Origin of the sequence: Exiguobacterium sp. s128 (assembly GCF_018618815.1) — a bacterium.
Classification (GTDB): Bacteria; Bacillota; Bacilli; order Exiguobacteriales; family Exiguobacteriaceae; genus Exiguobacterium_A; species Exiguobacterium_A antarcticum.
The window spans coordinates 44,403-64,934 of record NZ_JACSMT010000003.1 but is presented as its reverse complement, the minus strand read 5'-3'; the positions used below and the strand labels follow the sequence as shown (position 1 = coordinate 64,934).

The window sequence follows — 20,532 nt, the reverse complement described above, 5'->3', positions numbered from 1 at the left end:
AAGATCACTCACTTTCTGTCAAATGGCCACTAAACGTGCGACGTGTCTCACGTAGACGCGACCGTCGTTCTTCTTGAACGATGTGGAAATTTTTCATATCGGTCGTCGGTAATTGATGTTTTTCGACGAGGCGGTCAAAATAGACGCGACGTGAGGCATCCTGTTTTGCGGATTCGTGATTGCCGGACGGATTAAAGGCATACAGGACAGTCGCACGAGCGGGGTGCAAGACGAGATGGTTCTGACCGACCCGTAAGATCCAGTCCCAGTCCCAGTAGTTGAAGACCTCTTCATCAAAAAGTCCCAGTTCTGCGTGCAATGATTTCCGGTAAATGGAACCGGACGGGATATACGTCGAGTCTTCCTTCATGCCTTCGCGGTCATACGGATAGGCGAACGGCTCCGTCGTCTTGACGACACGGTGATCCTGTTGCCAGTCATAGGTGAACAGTTCAGCGTCGGCATAGGACAAGTCGGCACCGGCTTCCAAGTCGCCGACGACTTCCTCGATATGCGAAGGCAATAACAAATCATCGTCGTCATGCAGAAGGATGTAACGTCCTTTTGCCAGCGAGACACCATGATTGCGTGCCCGGACATGATGGTTTTCCGGAAGATCGACATAAGTGATCGCCAGCTGCCCGTTAAAGTCAGCGATGACGGATTCGAGCCGGTCGCCGTTGTTATTTAAGATGATGACTTCGAAATCTTGAAAAAGTTGTTTTGTCAGTGCGGTCAAGGCTTCACGCAATTCACGTGACCGGTTGTATGTCGGAATGATGACTGAAACCGTAGGCATGGGAGTCGTCTCCTTAGAACAAAGACACCTGTAACGTTCAAGGTGTCCTTGTGAGATATTTACATATGTTCTTCGATTGTTGGAAGTAAGTCATTCCATTCAGCATCTGCTTCTTTTGTCACGGTAACGAAATCACCGTATGCAAAGAGGTTGTCGATACCGTCGATCGTAATGAGGGATGCGAGCAAGGCGTCTTCCGGTGTATCCCCTTTTTTGACACTTGTACTTTTCGCCCCGAAACGATCTCCGTCGAGGGTGATTTTTACTGAGTTTGGATTAGGTGTGTAGTCAACTTGCATAATAAGTCTCCTTTCAAAGTTCACACGATTCTTCACATAGAAGTAAGTTCGTTGCGAGTAAAGTTAATTCCTGCCGATCCGGTTGTTCACCAAACGATTCTTCAAATACAGACCCGATTGCTTCTGCAAGTGGGCTTATTTGATCATGGACCGTCAGTAAGCTTAGTATAGCAGACATTTCCGTCGGATAATTTCCTTGTCCTAGGTGAAATGGATCATATTTTTTTAAAAGTTCTTCTGACCTCATAATCGACTAAACTCCTTATCTCAATATATCTCAAAAGGCGGTAGTCCGCCTTTTTAAATTTGTTTGACCTGATTTTCAATGCAAGGGGTTATTTTTTGATCATTCAGTGATAACCTATATCTTGTAGATAAATAGGTTTAAAAATGCCTGAAACGTCTATATATAGAGTGATAGTACAATTACTCTTCCTATATGTAGGTCGTCTTTTTTTAGTTTAGCGCATTTTTTGAGACAACGAAACCTATTTTGAAAGTTAGAGAATGGGAGTGGTTCATAGTGGCATCTCCACTGAATACAGCACGCATCTATCAAGGTGCAATGACAATAGAAGATGTATATACGGTGATTCGTCAGATTACGGCATCATATTCAGAGCTCGACGTCGAACGTTACACAGAACGGGCAATTCGGGCACTTGAAGGAAAGACGTTACAGGCGGATCAAGTCTATGAACTGTTGACGATGCATGCACTTGATATGTTAAAGGCAGAAGAACCAAACTGGACGTTTGTTGCGACGGCGACGTACCTCAATCGTTTGTATCTGGAAGCCAGTGAAAATCGTGGTTATGGAGCGGACGAACGGTATGGTTCGCTTTACACGTTGATCGAAAAATTGACGGAGATCGGAATCTTCACACCACACCTGCTAGAAACGTATACAAAAGAAGAAATCGAGGAGCTTGCAGAGTCGATCGACCCGTCACGCGACCATCTGTTTACGTATATCGGACTCCGGACATTAGCAGACCGTTACTTAGCGCGCGATCATGTCAAAAAATTATACGAATTGCCGCAGGAACGTTTTATGGTCATCGCGATGACGCTCATGCAGACGGAACCGAAAGACCGTCGTCTCGATCTCGTCAAAGAATCCTACTGGGCCTTATCGAATCTCTACATGACGGTTGCGACACCAACACTGTCGAACGCCGGTAAATCGTACGGCCAACTCTCATCTTGTTTCATCGATACGGTCGACGATTCACTGCGTGGCATCTATGACTCGAATACGGATGTCGCGACGTTGTCAAAAGGCGGCGGTGGAATCGGGGTCTACATGGGGAAAATCCGTTCCCGTGGATCGGACATCAAAGGATTCAAAGGCGTATCAAGTGGTGTCATCCCTTGGATGAAGCAGCTGAACAATACAGCTGTCAGCGTCGATCAGCTTGGTATGCGTCAAGGCTCTATTGCCGTCTATCTCGATATCTGGCACAAGGATATCCTTGAATTTCTCGACGCGAAGTTAAACAACGGGGACGAACGGTTGCGGACACATGACTTGTTCACCGGCGTCAGCTTGCCCGACCATTTCATGCGGACCGTCGAGGCGCGAAGCGACTGGTACCTGTTCGATCCACACGAAATCCGGACAGTGATGGGCTTTAGTCTGGAAGACTCATTTGATGAGACGGAGCAGGGGGGCAGCTTCACGGAAAAGTATGAAGCCTGTGTCAATGAACCGCGTCTCAGCCGGACGAAAGTACCGGCGATTGATCTCGTCAAACGATACATGCGTTCACAGCTCGAAACAGGAACACCATACATGTTCTTCCGTGATGCGGTGAACCGCGCTAATCCAAACAAACATGCAGGAATGATTTATTCGTCTAACCTTTGTTCGGAAATCATGCAAAACATGAGCCCGACGACTGTGACGGAAGAATACACGGAAGACGGCAAAATCATCATCACGAAAACACCGGGCGATTTCGTCGTCTGTAACTTATCTTCCATCGCGCTCGCGCGTGCTGTCCGTGAAAATGTGTTGGAACGGTTGATTCCAATTCAAATGCGGATGCTCGATAACGTCATTGATCTGAACACGATTGATGTTCCGCAAGCACAGATCACGAATCAGAAGTACCGGGCAGTCGGTCTTGGCACATTCGGCTGGCATCACCTGCTTGCACTTGAAGGCATTCGCTGGGAATCGGTCGAGGCCGTGCAGTACGCCGACCGCCTTTACGAGAAAATCGCTTATTTGACGATTGATGCATCGATGCAACTGGCGAAAGAAAAAGGTGCCTATCGTCTCTTTGAAGGATCAGAGTGGCAAACAGGGGAATACATCGCCCGTCGTCACTACAAAACAACGGCTGAACTCAACTGGGATCGTCTGCAAGAAGACATCACAGCACATGGTATGCGAAATGCCTATCTGATGGCAGTCGCACCTAACTCGTCGACGGCGATCATCGCCGGCAGTACGGCTTCGATCGACCCGATTTACAAAAAGGTCTACGCGGAAGAGAAGAAAAATTACAAGATTCCAGTGACAGTGCCCGATTTAACACCGGAAACGAACTGGTTCTATAAATCAGCGTTTGAGATTGATCAACTGTGGAGCATCCGTCAAAATGCGTCACGTCAACGCCATATTGACCAAGCAATCAGCTTTAATCTCTACGTCAAAAACAGCGTCAAAGCAAAAGAATTACTCGAGATGCACATGGAAGCATGGCAGCTTGGGATGAAGACGATTTACTACACACGTTCGACGACCGTCGAAATCGATGAATGTGAGTCGTGTTCATCATAAGAGAAGGAGGACGATATCATGAAGGCAGCAATCGTATATGCGTCAATGAGCGGAAATACAGAGGAGGTTGCGGAACTAATTGCAAAAACATGTTCCGAAATGCAGGTCGAACCGACGATGATCTTTGCCGATGATGTGACGACGTATCAGCTGGTCCCTTATGATATCGTCTATTTTGGTTCGTACACCTGGGGAGACGGACAATTGCCGGATGAGATGCGGGATTGTCTGAAGCTGGTCTTAAAAGAAAGTCCGCACAAGATTCCGCAGGCTGCTGTCTTTGGGACCGGTGATAAGATATTCGTCAAATATTGCCGCGCCGTCGATGAGATGGCCTATCATCTTTCGAAGTTTGGTGTCCCACTCGCAGGTGAACTGCTCAAAATCGAACAATCACCACGAAACCGGCCGCATCTGGTCAAGGAATGGACACGTCGCACGTTATTGCAATTACAGCAAGAGGGAGCCGAACAACATGGAACAACTACAAAAAATCAAACTGCTTGATGCCCGTCATCCAAATCGGGCGACCGCGATCATTGGTGGCGAAACGAGCTCGATCGTCAACTGGAACGATCTTGCCTATCCCCAGTTTTATTCGATCTATAAACAGTTATTATCGAACTTCTGGATTCCGGACGAGATCTCGATGTCGAAGGACATGCAGCAATGGAATCAATTAAGCGAGCGGGAACAGGATGCGTTCAAACGGATCATCGGTCTGTTATCGATTCTCGATTCGGTCCAAACTCGTTATATCCTAGAGTCGGCGATGTTTACGTCAGACGCTTCGATTCATGCGATTCTCGCCATCATTGCCCAGCAGGAAGTCGTGCATAACCAATCTTACAGTTACGTACTCTCGAGCCTCGTCCCGTTGTCTGAACAGAACCGGATCTTTGATATTGCTAAAGACGATGAGATGGTCATGAAACGGAATGCCTTTATCCTTGATTTATACGAAGATTTCCAAAATGACCGCACACCGGAAAACTTTGCGAAGTCACTCGTCGCCTCGATCGTTCTCGAAGGAATCAATTTCTATTCCGGGTTTGCGTTCTTCTATAACTTAGCCCGTCACCAAAAGATGGTGGGGACATCGACGATGATCAGCTACATCCAGCGTGATGAATTACAACATTCGTACTTCATCAGCCAACTCTTACGTGCCGTCTTGACGGAACATCCAGAGATTGATGCGGACGGTTCATTTACGAAGTTCGTCTACGCGACATTCGAGCGTGCCGTTGATCTCGAAATCGAGTGGAGTGAATATGTCTTACGTGACTTGGACGGACTTGACGTCAGTGAGATGCGCGATTACGTGAAATATCTGGCCAACAAACGTCTCCGTGTCATTGGACTCGACGATTTGTATGAGGGACATGATGAAGACGTCATGCCATGGATCCGGGCCTATTCCGACGACTCGATGAATGCGACGAAATCCGATTTCTTCGAGCAAAAATCCCGCTCGTATGCGAAAGTGACAGATGCAAACGGATTTGACGATTTGTAAGTCGGCGAATGCTCTTAATTTTTTGATTGCTTCATGATACAATTTCCTTTACGCTAGGACAGGTGAGGTCATGCTCGACTCCTGCGGAAAAACAAGCCAATCATGACCCTGGAAGATGCATCTGCATCTGAAGCGGCATGATGACTTGTCCGCGGAAAGCGGGCTGACCGTATCTGTCCTTTTTATGTATCCTTTACTCTTTTTTATTTAGGTCAATCGAAAAGTGAACAAAAAAAGGGCCGGACTCGAAAAGTCCGGCAGAATCAGGGGGAATACTTGAAGTCTTGCTACTAATTTGTTCCCTTGTAAAATAAAAAATAAACAATTTGAAAAATATTTTTTACCATCCGTAAAAAGTATGTTATTATAAGTTGATGAATTTAGTTAGGGAGTGTATAAACTATGGCAAACTTTGAAAAAGACCAAGTTGTTACTGGTAAAGTAACTGGTATTCAAAACTTTGGTGCTTTCGTAGCACTTGACGAGCAAACACAAGGCCTCGTCCACATCTCAGAAATCTCACACGATTACGTAAAAGACATCAACGATTACGTAAAAGTTGGCGATGAAGTAACTGTTAAAGTTCTCGACATCGACGAAGCTAACAAAAAAATGAAGCTTTCGATCAAAGCAACACAGGAAGCTCCAAAACGCGAAGCACGCGCTAAAGGCCCACGCAAAAACACTGGCCGTCGCGATGCAGGTCCTGCTTTCAAACAAGAAGAAGCTCCTGGCTTCAACGTGTTAAAAGGCAAATTGGAAGAATGGATTGAAAAATCAAACTTCCAAAAATAAGATTTTGAAAGGGAATCGACATCGGTCGGTTCTCTTTTTTTTGCGTTATAAGCATTAAAATAGATGCAAAAGGGGAATGTGTGGATAATGTAAGGTGTTCATTACTTATCAAGGGGGCAACACACAATGGAAAACTTTGAATATCGCAATCCAACAAAACTTATTTTTGGTGACGGTCAAGTCAGCAAGATTAAAGATGAGCTCAAAACATTAAACGCTAAAAAAGTCATGCTCGTATTTGGCGGAGGCAGTATTAAACGTAATGGTGTCTATGATGACGTCACACGCGAACTCAAGGCGGCAGGAATCGAATACGTCGAATGCGACGGCGTCGAACCAAACCCACGCATCGAAACAGCGGAACGCGGCATTAAAATCGCGCGTGAAGCAGGCGTAGATGCATTGCTCGCTCTTGGTGGCGGTTCTGTCATCGACTGTACGAAATTGATTGCTGCCGGTATCCCGTACGAAGGTCCAGCATGGGATCTCGTCATCGGGAAAGCCACTCCCAAAACCGTCATCCCGTTCGGAACGGTCTTGACGCTTGCAGCAACGGGTTCAGAGATGAACTCAGGTTCTGTCATCACGAACTGGAAAACACAAGAAAAATACGGTTGGGGCAGCCCGTTGACGTTCCCGACATTCTCAGTCCTTGATCCAAAGTACACAGTCAGCGTTCCGAAAGATCAAACGATCTACGGTATCGTCGACATGATGAGCCATTGCCTCGAGCAGTATTTCCATACGGCGCATGCACCTGTTCAAGAGCGAATGACGGAAGGCGTCATGAAAGCTGTCATCGAAGCTGCACCGAAACTCGTCAACGATCTCGAAAACGTTGAACTCCGCGGTACGATCCTGTTTGCCGGTACGATGGCACTCAACGGTGTCCTTCAAATGGGCGCACGTGGAGACTGGGCGTCACACAACATTGAGCATGCGGTTTCAGCCGTTCATGATATCCCGCACGCAGGTGGACTGGCGATTCTCTTCCCGAACTGGATGCGTCACGTTCTCGATGAGTCAAACGCACACCGTTTCGTTACGCTCGGTGAAAACGTCTTTGACGTCGACACGACAGGTAAATCAGAGATGGAAGCAGCACACGCGACCATCGATGCAATCAGTGCGTTCTGGACGTCACTGGGTGCACCGAACCGTCTCGCGGATTATGACATCAAAGAAGAGACGGTCGATTCAATCGTGAAGTCAGCGATGACACGTGGAGACTTCGGAAACTTCAAATCACTTGGTAATGACGATGTCCGTCAAATCGTAACAGCTGCTTTATAAGCACTACAACATTTGCTAATCTTTTCACAAAAGACTTGAACGACCTTCCTTCTTGCGTTTTAATGAAAAGGAAGGTCGCATTTGTTTGCGAATGAATAAGGAGGACGAGTGAATGACAACGGTACGTTTTGATTATTCGAAGGCCCTACAATTCGTAGGACAACATGAAGTAGACTATATGGCAGATACGGTGAAGACATTACACGGAGCCATCCATAACGGGACAGGTGCCGGTAGTGATTTCCTCGGTTGGGTGGACTTACCGACGAACTATGATAAAACGGAGTTTGCTAACATTCAAGCAGCAGCAGAAAAAATCAAGTCGGATTCGGATGTCTTGTTAGTCGTCGGAATCGGCGGATCGTATCTTGGTGCCCGTGCGGCAATCGAGATGCTCGGTCATTCGTTCCACAACTTATTGTCAAAAGAAGAGCGGAAAGCTCCGCAAATCATTTATGCCGGACATAACATTTCTTCGACGTACTTACACGATTTGTTCCAAGTACTGGAAGGGAAAGATGTGTCGGTCAACATCATCTCGAAATCGGGGACGACGACAGAACCAGCGATTTCGTTCCGCCTCTTGAAAACATTCATGGAAGGTAAGTATGGTAAAGCCGGTGCCAAAGACCGGATTTATGCGACGACAGATAAAGCACGTGGTGCCTTGAAGACGCTTGCGGATTCAGAAGGCTATCAGACGTTTGTCATTCCAGATGATGTTGGTGGACGTTTCTCGGTCTTGACACCGGTTGGTCTGTTACCGATTGCAGCGGCTGGAATCTCGATCGAAGAATTAATGGCTGGAGCACGTGACGCACAAGTTCAATTCTCAAATGAGAACTTGGCTGAAAACGAAGCCTATCAATATGCAGTCGTTCGGAACGCCTTGTATGCAAAAGGAAAAACAATTGAACTCCTCGTCAACTACGAACCGGCCCTGCACTATGTGTCCGAATGGTGGAAACAGTTGTACGGCGAGTCAGAAGGAAAAGACTTCAAAGGCATTTTCCCGGCAGCGGTCGATTTCTCGACGGATCTTCACTCGATGGGCCAATACGTCCAAGAAGGACGCCGTGACTTGTTTGAGACGGTCATCAAAGTCGGACAAGCGCGTCATGCCTTGACGATCGAAAAAGATGCGCAGGACTTGGACGGTTTGAACTTCCTCGAAGGAAAATCGATTCAATTCGTCAATGATAAGGCAGCTGAAGGGACGTTACTTGCCCATACGGATGGACAAGTACCAAACTTGACGGTTGAATTACCGGAGATGACACCGTATCATCTCGGATTCTTGTTCTACTTCTTCGAAAAAGCATGTGCGATGAGCGGCTATTTGCTCGGTGTAAACCCGTTTGATCAGCCGGGTGTTGAAGCGTACAAGAAAAACATGTTCGCGCTACTCGGTAAACCAGGATTTGAAGCAGAAAAAGCAGAACTTGAAGCCCGCTTGAACTAAGCAAACCGGCATCTCCGCATTGGGAGATGCCTTTTTTTGTCATTCTGACGAATTCCTACGCACTTTCACTTTTAGAATGCTTTCGAAACAGGTAAAGTGAAGAGAGAAGAAGAAATGAGGTGCACGCACGTGATTACGTTTTTAGATTATTACCAAAATCGGGTTGAACTGAGTTTTGAAGACCATCCATTCTCGATTCAACCCCTTCATGTCTGGGTCATTGCCGTGTACGAGGGAAAATGGTTACTGACACATCACAAACAACGGGGGTACGAGTTTCCAGGTGGAAAAGTCGAACCAGGAGAGACGGCCGAGCAAGCGGCGTATCGAGAAGTGATGGAAGAAACCGGTGGACGGATTGAACGTCTGCAATACATTGGACAATACCGGGTCGAAGGGCGAGGGGACACGATCATCAAAAACATTTATTTTGCTGAAATCGAGTCGCTTGTCCCGCATCTGGCTGTCGATGAGACAGACGGAGCCTACCTGTTGGACGAGATCCCACCTCGTCTGGATACGAACCGTCAATACAGCTTCATGATGAAGGACCGTGTCCTTCCGGAGACTCTTCGTGTACTCGCCGAACGCCGATTGGTTTGAACTGCCGCGACAAGGGCCGTTCCGGACGTTTCGGATGTTTTATGAAACGTCTGACGGCGAACGGGTCGGTGCTTACGTCGTCCTTCCCGTTCATGCGAACGGTCAAGGGTTGTTGTACTTACGTGGTGGGACACGAAATATCGGGATGGTCCGCCCGACACGTCTGATGCAGTTCGCCCAAGCGGGATACCTGGTCATGGCTCCTTTTTACCGAGGAAATTTAGGTGGGACGGGGAAAGAAGATTTTGGTCATCACGACATCCTGGATGCGGTTGCCGCATTTGATTGGCTGAATGAACGGGTAGAGCGGACGTCCGTCTTCGGTTTTTCAAGGGGAGGGCAGATGGCACTGTTACTGGCCCACTATCGACCTGTCGCTCGGACTGTCTCCTGGGCGGGTGTGACGAATCTGGTCTGGACGTATGAGGAACAGCGGACGATGCAAAAGATGTTAAGGCGGTTTACAGGTGGGATGCCGGATCAACAGAAGCAAGCCTACCAAGTCCGTTCGCCGCTTTATTTTCCACCGCAAGGAGACGTCTTGTTGATTCACGGACTGTACGATGAAAATGTTCGTCTGCGGCATGCAACGAATTATGCAGCCCGTTATCCAGGACAAACCCACTTAAAAGTCTATCAATATGCCCATCAATTCCCAATTCATCAAAAAATTGCTGTGACCGGTCAAGTCATCGATTGGATGCTGTCAGAATGAACGGAATGTAGAAATCACCTCAACGACTTGTCTTGAGGTGATTTTTACTAAAAATGTAAGGAACATTGATATCTTTTGAAAAACTGATTTTTTAAGAGAAATCAATATTTGATATACTAGAACATATAAAATAAGCTTGATTAACGGATTTAGAAGGGGAACATGAGATGGAAATCTTACTCGCGCGACAACCGATCGTTGACCGGTATGGTTCGATTGATGCTTTTGAATTACTTTATCGTTCCGTTGAAGCACCTGCTGTGTTTGATGGGGATCTTGCGACGATGGATGTGTTGACGAATACACTGATTCATCTCGGAGTAGATCGTGTGGCGGAAGGGAAACGACTATTCATCAACTTCACGGGGGACTTATTGCAGTCCGAGTTGATTGATCATCTGGATCCAACACGATTTGTGATTGAAGTATTGGAGACCGTTCAGATTGATGATGTCATGTTGCTGACGCTCAAGAAGTGGAAAGAAGCAGGTTTCATGCTGGCACTCGATGATTTCGTGACGGACTTGTTACGTCATCATGGTGCTGAACTGTTTGATTTAATTGATCTCATCAAAATTGACATCGAAGCGATTAATCCACGGGAACAAAGTGCGATTTTACATATCTTAAAACGTAATTATCCACATATGCGCTTTTTGGCGGAGCGCGTCGAAACGCATGAAGACCATACACGGAGCCTTGAAATGGGTTATGACTGGTTTCAAGGATATTTTTATGCGAAACCGATGCTGATGAAAGGGAAAGCGGTTCCGCCTCAAGTCCCTGTTTTGCTGAAGATGCTGAAATGGTTGGATACAGATGACCATTACGACGAGGTCGTCGATGAAATCGAAAGAAATCCGTACGTTAGTGTTCAAGTCTTGCAACTCATCAATTCACCGGGAATCGGGTTGCGGAATACGGTTAGTTCTGTCCGACAAGCCATTTCGTTACTTGGTTTTTCGCAGTTGAAAAGTTGGATTTCACTGATCGTCTTACGTGAGATGAAACTCGCGAGTCCTTATAAATGGTCGGATGAATTATTACGTTCTTCGTTACATTGTGCGAAGTTATGCGAATTGTTTGCGAGCGAAACGAAGACATTGAAAGCAGAAAGTGCTTACATGATCGGACTACTTTCGCACATCGATGCCTTGCTGTCAGTCGATATCGATGAAATCATCGATCAATTACCGATTGAACTGACCTTAAAAACGGTCTTGCAAGGAGACGATCATCCGTTTCGGGACTGTCTCTTACTGGCAATCAGCGCGGATCGTGGTGAATTCGAAAATTTTGAGTTGCTCAGCAACCGGTTTGGGATCTCGAAGCAACGTGCTTATGAGTTACTGAAGGAAAGTCAGGTTTGGTTGGCTCAAAAGGAACAACATCTGCAAGATGAAACAGATTTGATTGTCTAAACGGCAAAAAAAGGTTGAGCACTCCAAACAGAGGCTCAACCTTTTTGCTATAGACGAAACATTAAATACGAGGTCCAGCCGATTTGATAGCATCGGTCGCACTTTCGAATCGGTTGAAGTTTTCGGCGAACTTATGAGCAAGTGCCGTCGCTTGTTGCTCGTAAGCGGCTGTATCTGCCCACACTTTGACGGGATTCAGCAGATTAGTCGGCACACCAGGTACTTCGACTGGCATGTGCAGTCCGAAGATTGAATGTTCTTCTGTCGGGATGTCGACGAGTAGACCGTTGACCGCGGCGTTGACCATCGTCCGTGTATACGCAAGCTTCATCCGACTACCGGTACCATAAGCACCACCGGTCCAACCTGTGTTGACAAGATAAACCGTGACACCATGACGATCAATCAGTTCACCCAGCATCGTCGCATATTTTTCCGGAATCAATGGTAAGAACGGAGAACCGAAGCACGTCGAGAATGTCGCTTCTGGTTCAGTGACACCACGTTCTGTCCCGGCGAGTTTAGACGTGTAACCCGATAAGAAATGATACATCGCCTGTTCCTTCGTCAACTTGCTGATTGGTGGTAAGACACCATACGCATCAGCCGTCAAGAACACAATCGTTTTCGGATGGCCAGCGCGTGACGGGATGGCGATATTATCGATTGAAGTAATCGGATAGGCAGCACGTGTATTTTCCGTCAATGACGTATCATCATAGTCTGGCGTCCGTTGTGCATCAAGAACGACATTTTCAAGCACCGTACCAAATCGGATCGCATCAAAGATTTGTGGTTCCTTTTCGCGCGAGAGATTAACGGTTTTGGCATAACAGCCGCCTTCGATATTGAACACACCATCATGCGACCAACCGTGTTCATCGTCACCGATCAATTGACGATTGTCGTCTGCCGACAGGGTGGTCTTACCAGTCCCGGATAGTCCGAAGAACAGAGCGACGTCACCTTCGTATCCGACGTTTGCTGAACAGTGCATCGATAAGACATCTTGTTGCGGTAACAGATAATTCATGACTGAGAAAATCGATTTTTTGATTTCTCCTGCGTACTCGGTACCACCGATCAAGACGATCCGGTGTTCGAACGACATCGCGATGAACGTCTCTGAGTTCGTACCATCGACTGCTGGATCAGCTTTGAAGTGTGGTGCATAGACGACCGTAAAGGGTTCAAAGGCCGCAACCGTAGGATATTCCCGTAAGAACAGTTGTTTTGCGAACAGATTATGCCAAGCATATTCTGTCACGACGCGTACTGGAAGGGTGAAATGCGTATCGGCACCAGCAGCAGCCTCTGTGTAGTAGAGCTGATCTGTTTCATTCATATGACGAAGAACTTTTTGTAACAGTTGCTCGAATTTGTCCGACTCCATCGGTTGGTTAACATGGCCCCAATCGATGTGTGTCTCGCATGACTGATCGCGGACGATGAACTTGTCTTTTGGCGAACGACCTGTAAATTTCCCCGTTTCTACAGATAAAGCACCATTCTCTGCAAGAACTCCTTCTTTGTTTCGAATCGCATGTTCGACTAGTTCGGCAACGGATAGTTGTTTGAACACATGCTCCTTCATGAGTAGTTCTTCGATATTCAGGACCGTCATCGGCATCCTGACCCCACCTTTCCCCTACGTTGGTTTTGGCTCCATCATTAGTATGACACATTTATTATATATGACATACTAATGATAGGGCAATCATTTTCCTGCGCTGATTTCTATTTATCTGGAAACGCTTTCAGCATTAACAGTTTAACACCTCTTCCGAAAATTTTCGACAAAAAATTAAAACGTTGCTTGACAGAGTGGACACAAGTTTATATCATGTAATTCGTAACGGATACTCTTATTCTGAGCAGGTGGAGGGAACAAGGCCCGAAGAAACCCGGCAACCGTCTTATGTTAATTTCATCATTAATGTAGGAAAAGGTGCTCTCCTGAAGCGAAGTAAACACTTCGAACGATAAGAGGGTAAAGGAAGAACGCACAACCTTTCCCTGACCATTTTTGGACATGGAAAGGTTTTTTTCATTTTACCGTCCCACTCAACTAGGGGAAATGAGTACACCGTCAAATTCTTTTTTGGGAGGGTCAAACATGACAAACCTTAATCGCCGGCTATTTACGTCGGAGTCAGTAACTGAAGGTCACCCGGATAAAATCTGTGACCAGATTTCGGATTCAATCTTAGATGCGATTCTTGCGGCAGATCCTAATGCACGTGTTGCTGCAGAAACGTCTGTCACGACAGGACTTGTCCTTGTGGCAGGAGAAATTACGACAACGACTTACGTGGATATCCCGAAAGTCGTACGCGAAACGATTCGTGAAATCGGCTATACACGTGCGAAGTACGGATTCGATGCAGACACATGTGCTGTATTGACTTCAATCGATGAGCAATCGGCAGACATCGCTCTTGGTGTAGACCAAGCGCTTGAAGCACGCGAAGGAAACATGTCAGATGAAGAAATCGATGCGATCGGAGCAGGAGACCAAGGTCTGATGTTCGGTTACGCAACGAAAGAAACACCTGAACTGATGCCACTTCCGATCTCACTTGCACACCGTCTCGCTCGTCGTCTTGCAGAAGTTCGTAAGACAGGACAACTCGATTACCTCCGCCCGGATGGTAAAACGCAAGTCACGGTTGAATACAACGAGAACAATGAACCTGTTCGCGTCGATACAATCGTCATCTCAACACAACATGCGGAAGAAGTGACGCTTGAGCAAATCCAAGCAGATCTGAAAGAACATGTCATCGCTCCAGTCATTCCGACGGAGTACATCGATGAAGACACGAAATTCTTCATCAACCCAACTGGTCGTTTCGTCATTGGCGGACCACAAGGCGATGCAGGTTTGACAGGTCGTAAAATCATCGTTGATACGTATGGCGGTTACGCACGCCACGGTGGTGGTGCTTTCTCTGGTAAAGATCCAACGAAAGTCGACCGTTCAGCTGCCTATGCAGCACGTTATGTTGCGAAAAACTTGGTTGCATCTGGTCTTGCAGACAAAGCAGAAGTTCAGCTTGCTTACGCAATCGGTGTGGCGCATCCGGTGTCAATCGCGGTTGACACATTCGGAACAGGAAAACTTCCTGAAGCGCAACTCGTCGAATTAATCGCAGAAAACTTTGATCTCCGTCCTGCAGGGATCATCAAGATGCTTGATCTCCGTCGTCCGATTTACCGTCAGACAGCAGCTTATGGCCACTTCGGTCGTACAGACATCGAATTGCCATGGGAGCAGACAGATAAAGCTGCTACTCTTGAAGAACAGGCAAAACGTTTCGTCTAATCCTTTGTTCAGAAATAACCTTTCACAGGTTGTTTCTGAACTTTTTTTGTTTCTCCGGAACTTTGCAGGGAAACGACTGAAATTTCTAGAAAAGGGTAAAAGAACATGAGTCTGTAAAAGGAAAAGGGGGATTTCGGTATGGAGATACGCGAAGCAGTTCCTGCTGATGCAGCACGCATTCATGATATTGCGCTCACGTCTTGGATGGATACGTACGAGGAAATCTATTCTGAGCGCTCGAAAGCCCATTTCGTTCAGGAAGCCTACCCACAAGAAGAAGTAGTTCGGGCAATCCGGACAGCAGAAGAAGCGCGCGGAGAATATTTTAATGTAGGTCTGATCGATGGGGAGATTGTGGGATTCATTCATGCGATTGATGTCGACGGGACGTGGGAAATTGTCCGCCTGTATGTCCTGCCGAAATATCAACAGAATGGAATCGGGCGGAGACTGATTCGAGAGCTTGAGCTCCAAGGTGCTTCTCCAATTGAAGTGTACATCGAATCACGCAATTATAAAGCCCGTCACTTTTTGACTGCATACGGATTTAAGGAAATCAGCGAGACGACAGAGGAAGTCTTTGGACAAGTGGAACCTGTGACCCGACTGCAACGTATATATGAATAAAAACGAAATCCGACTTAAGGCGGTTTGGCTTGAGTCGGATTTGTTGCATACTAAACAGATATCAAATGAAGAGGTGAGTTTGTGGTAGAACAACCAACCGGAGTGATCGTTCTTGTGTATCCACTCCAATTACGTGCCCGACCAAGTGAAGCGTTGATTCGTGTCTTGGAACAAGAATATGAAGTACTCTTAGTCGACGCACCACGTCGTGTATCGTTTGAAGAACACCAACAGTTATTAAAAGAAGCGTTACGGGAAGCGGGTAAACGGAAGCTTCCGATTCATATCATTGCCTGCAGCATGGGGGCACTCGTCGTCAACCGACTGTTGCAGGAATACGAATTACCGATTGCCAGTCTTTCTTTCATTTCACCCTTGTTTGATTGGCACAATTCGAAGCAACTTGGTGGCGTCAAGCAAGTGTTTGCGAGTGCATTTGATCGTTTTCGCCCGGATGCCCCACTCGGGACGTTACCGTTCGGACAAAACAATGAAGACGCTGTCCGTTTGGGTGAGTTGACCTATGCCCAATATCGTGAAATCGAAGAAGAAATCGTATTACATGATGAGGAACGAAAAAAATTACCTCGTGTTCATTTGGCTTGTTTTTATGCGCCGGACGATCAGTTTGCGGATGTCAAGTTGACGCTCGAAGTGTGCCGGAAAATGGGGGGCGACCAGATTTATCTGCAACGCCTGCATGGTTTCCCGCATTTTAGTTTTGAACGATTAAACACACGGTTTGCTGAAAAACTTTTATTGTTCCTCAAACTGGTTGAGGATTAAGGAAAAGTCATCTAAAAAGGAGGACGCCGTCATTTGCGACAGCATCCTCTTTTTTCAGTCGATCGTTTGTTTTTTAAGTTTTTTTTCAATGGCGACGATAAAGGGTGGATTATTTTGTTGGTTCAAGAACCGATACTGCAAGACCGCATAATCTTGCTGCGGCAGCAGGGCAACATGTTCCAAAACGGCGTCGCGTTCTTTACGTCCTTCAAGGTGTCCATGATAAATCACGAGGACAATCAACCCACCGGGCACGAGGACGGGAAGTAACGCCCGAAGCGCTTCTAACGTTTCTTCTCCCGTCGTCGTGACCGACTTATCGCTCCCTGGTAAATAACCGAGATTAAAGACCCCAGCACGAATCGGACGCTGTTCGTCAAATAAACGAGCACCGACATGAATATGGCTTTCGTGATACAAGTCGACCCATTCGGAGACATGTGCCGCCTGCAGACGGCGTTTCGTTTCTTCAATGGCTTGTTCCTGAACATCAAAAGCGATGACACGTCCGCTTGGTCCGACTCGTTCAGCAAGGAAATGGGTATCGTGACCGTTTCCGGCAGTCATATCCACGACGCAGTCTCCTTCGTGGATGACGGATTCCAGTAATTCTTTTGCGTAAGGTAACACACGTGCAAGTGACATGGCATAAACTCCTCTTCCTGATAGCTATTCTGTTTTTTCTAAGTACCCGCAAATCCGATCATTTAGTCAATTGTATCATTTTTCCGATTGTTCGTTTAAAACGAAGTTTCTTGACAGAGTGCGATACAATTTCGTAAAGTGGCAAGGTTGGAAACTATATTGGAGGATACTTACCATGCCGAAATTACCTCGAGCGGTCTGGATTCTGGTATTGGCGATGGCGATCAATACGACAGGATCTTCTTTTTTATGGCCGTTCAATACATTATACATTCATGAATATCTGGGAGAATCGATGACGAAAGCCGGAATGGCTTTATTCGTCAACTCTGCTCTTGCCATCGTCGGGAACTATATCGGTGGAAAAGCTTTTGACCGGTTAGGCGGCAAACGGACACTTGTCATCAGTGTCGTCGGTCTGGTCCTCGCTTCCATCGGCTTATGGATGTTCCACCAGACCTTTACCGGGTACGTGGTGATGCTTGGATTGATCGGATTCGTCGGAGGAATGGTTTTCCCGACCATCTATGCCTTGACGGGTGTCATCTGGCCGGAAGGTGGCAGACGGGCCTTTAATGCGATTTATGTGGCGCAAAATGTCGGTGTCGCGTTAGGAACAGCGATTAGCGGTCAGATTGCGGCGATTGACATTCAATTCATCTTTATCGCGAATCTTGTGCTGTATCTGTTGTTTGCCGTCGTCTTGTTAGTTGGTTTGAACTGGATCCATGTGAATCCAGTGAAACGCCATACGAGATCAGCGGGGGAAGAGACACGTGAACCCCTGTCGCGTACATCGGTCCGGACGATGCTCTACGTATCGATCGGATATGCCCTGTTGTGGTTCGTTTACGTCCAGTGGCAAGGGACATTTGCTGTCCATACGAAGTCACTCGGTGTGACGATTTCCGAGTACTCTATCTTATGGACGATCAACGGGGCTTTGATCGTGTTTGCACAACCGTTGTTGACACCTGTCTTGCGCTGGTTTGGAGATGATTTGAAGCGTCAGTTGTTAACCGGGACCGGTATCTTCCTTCTGTCCTATTTGATTGTTCCGTTTGCTGGCGGCTTCAAGATGTTTTTAGTCGCCATGATCATCTTGACGATTGGTGAAATGTTCATCTGGCCTGCTGTTCCGGCAATGGCAGCACGCTTAGCACCGATCGGGAAAGAAGGAGAGTTTCAGGGGTATGTCAATATCGCAGCCTCTGCAGGACGGATGATCAGTCCGACGGTTGGAGGATTGATTTATGATGTATCCGGAATGGATGCCGTTTTCCTCACATTGATTGGTTTGATCATTCTGGCAGGATTCACCTTCGTTCGAGCGGTACCAAAACCTAAAAAAATAGAGCAGTGAAAAAAGACGTGAGAAGCGGGGGTGAATCCGTTCTTGCGTCTTTTTAAAGAGGGAGCATAAAAAAAGGGAGATTGGGTATTTTATTAACAGGGGAATATTGTTTAATTAACCAAATTAAAGAAAATTTGGTTTGTCAGACGTGTCGCATGCCGGAGGTGGACAAGATGAGGCAATGTGTTTTTATTGAAGACCAGTCGATTTGGACGACGCTTATGCAAGACAAACCACTCGATATTTTTTACAGTTACGAATATGTTCATTTGAATGCACGTCCTGAAGAATCTCCCGGTCTGATTTATTTTCAGGGGCAGTCGGGTGAACTGTTTTATCCGTTTTTGAAACGGCGGATTTTTGAGACCCGTTATTTTGACATCATCACGCCCTACGGTTACGGCGGACCAGAAATCGTCGGTGAATTGACGAGACAGGAATTGGCGGATGCGAAACGGTCTTTTCGCCAATGGGCGATGCGTAATCAAGTCGTTTCAGAATTGATTCGTTTTAATCCGTTGACGGAAAATGAAAAACATGTACCGGATTGGACGGAAAGGGAGTTCATTCGACATACGACTAGCATTGATCTTCGACCATCTGTAGAAGAAATCATGCAGACATTTCACAAGAAAAATCGAAGCATGATTCGGAAGTCATTAGCGTCTGATCTGAGTGTCCGTATAGGTACAAACGATGATTTACAGACGTTCATCCGCCTCTATTATCAGACGATGGACCGAAAAGATGCTTCGTTGCACTATTACTTTACATCCGACTACTTCGAACGATTATTTAAACCGACATCGCTTTGTCGACCGTTGTTGTTAATTGCTGAATGGCAGGGAGAGGCAATTGGCGCTTACTTTGTCTTGCTAGGTAAACGGTACGCGCACGGCCATCTCATCGGATGCCAACGGGATGAACATAAACTCTATCCGAATCAACGTCTCGAATATGAAGCGATTTTATATTCGAAAGCTGCCGGGATGGTGGAACAGCATCTAGGTGGTGGCTACAAAGAACGGGATAGTCTGTTTGAAAGTAAGTGTCGATACACAGGATACCGGATGTTTGAGTACCACCAAGGAAAAACAATTCTTTTACCGCATATCTACGAACAATTGTGTGAGCATTATGGCAGCAATAAAGAAGCCGGTTATTTCCCGGAGTATCGGTATCAAGAAACTGTTTTATCCATATGACACTCCCACCACTAAAGTAGGGGCTTCCTGGACTTAAATTCTGTGAATCCGCCTGACCGTCTACGAACGGTCAGGTTTTTTTGGTACGCTACGTACAGGAGGGAAAACAATGCAAAAAACCGGTCTGATTTTTGATATGGATGGTGTCATCTTAGATAGTGAGATCCAATATTTTAAAGTACATCAGCAGATGTTTGAGACGTTATCGATTCCGCTTGATCGTGTCCGGTATGCGACGTTCATGGGGAAGACAGGTGATGAGATGTGGACAGAACTCATTACGCAACATAAGCTCCCCCACGACACCGAATCGTTGCTTGCGCTCGAACATGAATTATTTCAACAACATGCGAAGCCGGAAGACTGTGGTTTAAAAGACGGTGTCAAAGAGTTGATGGAGCTTGCCCGGACGGAAGGATACAAAATCGCGATTGCTTCGTCGAGTTCGCTTGAAAAAATCAAACGGGTCATCACACATTATGAGTTAAAAGTCGATGCGTACACGAGTGGATTTGAAGTCCCACGGTCGAAGCCGGATCCGGCGATTTTCCGATTGGCGGCAAAGCGGATCGGTCAAACGCCGGACGCCTGTATCGTGATTGAAGACGCGGCGAACGGAATGATTGGTGCAAAGCAGGCCGGTATGGAAGTCATTGCTTTACTTGATGAACGGATGCCGACACAAGTCTTGCATCACGCGGACCACGTCGTCTCATCGCACGCGGCGATTGGGGAAATTTTACGGAACCGTTGACGATAAGGGAAGGTTCAGCTTACACTAACACATAGATAGTCCATTGCGACGAACTGAAGTAGTAAGGGAGTCATTCCGTTTTAGAGAGCTGGTGGTCGGTGCAAACCAGTCGGAATCGTCCGTGAACTCGTCAGGGAGC

At 46.7% G+C, this 20,532-nt stretch carries 20 protein-coding genes, 1 riboswitch and 1 other annotated feature (1 of these 22 cut by a window edge); of the genes, 15 read left to right on the top strand and 5 right to left on the bottom strand.

Features of this window, described 5'->3' with window-relative positions; translation table 11 throughout:
* Positions 1-4: 4 nt before the first annotated feature.
* From KNQ13_RS02190 to KNQ13_RS02180, 3 genes are read right to left on the bottom strand one after another with little or no spacing between them, the layout of a single operon-like run.
* Complete coding sequence (locus KNQ13_RS02190) at positions 5-799, bottom strand: glycosyltransferase family 2 protein (RefSeq protein WP_209548007.1); 795 nt, start codon at positions 797-799, stop codon at positions 5-7.
* 59 nt (positions 800-858) lie between these two features.
* Entirely contained in the window at positions 859-1,098 is a 240-nt protein-coding gene (locus KNQ13_RS02185) for a NifU N-terminal domain-containing protein (RefSeq protein ID WP_026832261.1), read from the bottom strand.
* Between the two features lie 13 nt (positions 1,099-1,111).
* A complete protein-coding gene (locus KNQ13_RS02180; RefSeq protein WP_071499662.1) occupies positions 1,112-1,345 on the bottom strand; it encodes a DUF1871 family protein in 234 nt (77 codons plus the stop codon).
* Between the two features lie 318 nt (positions 1,346-1,663).
* On the opposite strand from KNQ13_RS02180, the gene KNQ13_RS02175 reads away from it, so the two are divergent.
* From KNQ13_RS02175 to KNQ13_RS02135, 9 genes are all read left to right on the top strand, one after another.
* A complete protein-coding gene (locus tag KNQ13_RS02175; RefSeq protein ID WP_251027319.1) occupies positions 1,664-3,889 on the top strand; it encodes a ribonucleoside-diphosphate reductase subunit alpha in 2,226 nt (741 codons plus the stop codon).
* Between the two features lie 18 nt (positions 3,890-3,907).
* Complete coding sequence (locus KNQ13_RS02170; RefSeq protein WP_209548005.1) at positions 3,908-4,396, top strand: flavodoxin domain-containing protein; 489 nt, start codon at positions 3,908-3,910, stop codon at positions 4,394-4,396.
* On the top strand, positions 4,365-5,408 hold the full coding sequence (locus KNQ13_RS02165; protein WP_209548004.1) for a ribonucleotide-diphosphate reductase subunit beta: 1,044 nt from the start codon (positions 4,365-4,367) through the stop codon (positions 5,406-5,408). Before KNQ13_RS02170 ends, KNQ13_RS02165 begins: the two co-directional genes overlap by 32 nt.
* Before the next feature lie 402 nt (positions 5,409-5,810).
* Entirely contained in the window at positions 5,811-6,203 is a 393-nt protein-coding gene (gene yugI, locus KNQ13_RS02160) for a S1 domain-containing post-transcriptional regulator GSP13 (protein ID WP_014971071.1), read from the top strand.
* Between the two features lie 126 nt (positions 6,204-6,329).
* The gene (locus tag KNQ13_RS02155; protein WP_209548003.1) at positions 6,330-7,496 is read left to right on the top strand and encodes an iron-containing alcohol dehydrogenase; all 1,167 of its coding nucleotides are present in this window, start codon (positions 6,330-6,332) and stop codon (positions 7,494-7,496) included.
* Between the two features lie 112 nt (positions 7,497-7,608).
* Complete coding sequence (locus KNQ13_RS02150; protein WP_209548002.1) at positions 7,609-8,958, top strand: glucose-6-phosphate isomerase; 1,350 nt, start codon at positions 7,609-7,611, stop codon at positions 8,956-8,958.
* A gap of 129 nt (positions 8,959-9,087) precedes the next feature.
* Positions 9,088-9,561, top strand: a complete 474-nt coding sequence (ytkD, locus tag KNQ13_RS02145) for an RNA deprotection pyrophosphohydrolase (RefSeq protein WP_026830037.1) — start codon at positions 9,088-9,090, stop codon at positions 9,559-9,561.
* Positions 9,533-10,276, top strand: coding sequence for an alpha/beta hydrolase family protein (locus tag KNQ13_RS02140; protein WP_209548001.1), 744 nt, complete (start codon positions 9,533-9,535; stop codon positions 10,274-10,276). Before ytkD ends, KNQ13_RS02140 begins: the two co-directional genes overlap by 29 nt.
* Positions 10,277-10,443: 167 nt before the next feature.
* A complete protein-coding gene (locus tag KNQ13_RS02135; protein ID WP_209548000.1) occupies positions 10,444-11,697 on the top strand; it encodes an EAL and HDOD domain-containing protein in 1,254 nt (417 codons plus the stop codon).
* 61 nt (positions 11,698-11,758) lie between these two features.
* Here the strand turns inward: KNQ13_RS02135 and pckA are convergent, their stop codons facing one another.
* Entirely contained in the window at positions 11,759-13,327 is a 1,569-nt protein-coding gene (gene pckA, locus KNQ13_RS02130) for a phosphoenolpyruvate carboxykinase (ATP) (protein ID WP_209547999.1), read from the bottom strand.
* A 232-nt stretch (positions 13,328-13,559) separates the two neighbouring features.
* Positions 13,560-13,686, top strand: a riboswitch (SAM riboswitch).
* 127 nt (positions 13,687-13,813) lie between these two features.
* On the opposite strand from pckA, the gene metK reads away from it, so the two are divergent.
* The 3 genes from metK (at position 13,814) to KNQ13_RS02115 (ending at position 16,435) form a co-directional block, all read left to right on the top strand.
* Positions 13,814-15,022 carry a methionine adenosyltransferase gene (gene metK, locus KNQ13_RS02125; protein WP_209547998.1) on the top strand — a complete coding sequence of 403 codons (1,209 nt, stop codon included), beginning with the start codon at positions 13,814-13,816 and terminating at the stop codon, positions 15,020-15,022.
* Positions 15,023-15,160: 138 nt separating this feature from the next.
* Positions 15,161-15,649, top strand: a complete 489-nt coding sequence (locus tag KNQ13_RS02120) for a GNAT family N-acetyltransferase (protein ID WP_071499671.1) — start codon at positions 15,161-15,163, stop codon at positions 15,647-15,649.
* An 81-nt stretch (positions 15,650-15,730) separates the two neighbouring features.
* Complete coding sequence (locus KNQ13_RS02115) at positions 15,731-16,435, top strand: alpha/beta fold hydrolase (RefSeq protein WP_071499672.1); 705 nt, start codon at positions 15,731-15,733, stop codon at positions 16,433-16,435.
* Between the two features lie 54 nt (positions 16,436-16,489).
* Here KNQ13_RS02115 and mnmM read toward each other — a convergent pair whose 3' ends face one another.
* Positions 16,490-17,080, bottom strand: coding sequence for a tRNA 5-(aminomethyl)-2-thiouridylate-methyltransferase MnmM (gene mnmM, locus KNQ13_RS02110; RefSeq protein WP_071499673.1), 591 nt, complete (start codon positions 17,078-17,080; stop codon positions 16,490-16,492).
* A 175-nt stretch (positions 17,081-17,255) separates the two neighbouring features.
* On the opposite strand from mnmM, the gene KNQ13_RS02105 reads away from it, so the two are divergent.
* The 3 genes from KNQ13_RS02105 to KNQ13_RS02095 all read left to right on the top strand — a co-directional run bounded on the left by KNQ13_RS02105 (position 17,256) and on the right by KNQ13_RS02095 (position 20,393).
* Positions 17,256-18,443, top strand: coding sequence for an MDR family MFS transporter (locus tag KNQ13_RS02105; protein WP_071499674.1), 1,188 nt, complete (start codon positions 17,256-17,258; stop codon positions 18,441-18,443).
* 164 nt (positions 18,444-18,607) lie between these two features.
* Positions 18,608-19,639: a peptidoglycan bridge formation glycyltransferase FemA/FemB family protein gene (locus tag KNQ13_RS02100; RefSeq protein WP_209547997.1), complete on the top strand. Its 1,032-nt coding sequence runs from the start codon at positions 18,608-18,610 to the stop codon at positions 19,637-19,639.
* A 109-nt stretch (positions 19,640-19,748) separates the two neighbouring features.
* Entirely contained in the window at positions 19,749-20,393 is a 645-nt protein-coding gene (locus KNQ13_RS02095) for an HAD family hydrolase (protein ID WP_209547996.1), read from the top strand.
* Between the two features lie 39 nt (positions 20,394-20,432).
* Positions 20,433-20,532: a binding site (T-box leader), on the top strand (it continues 122 nt past the right edge of the window).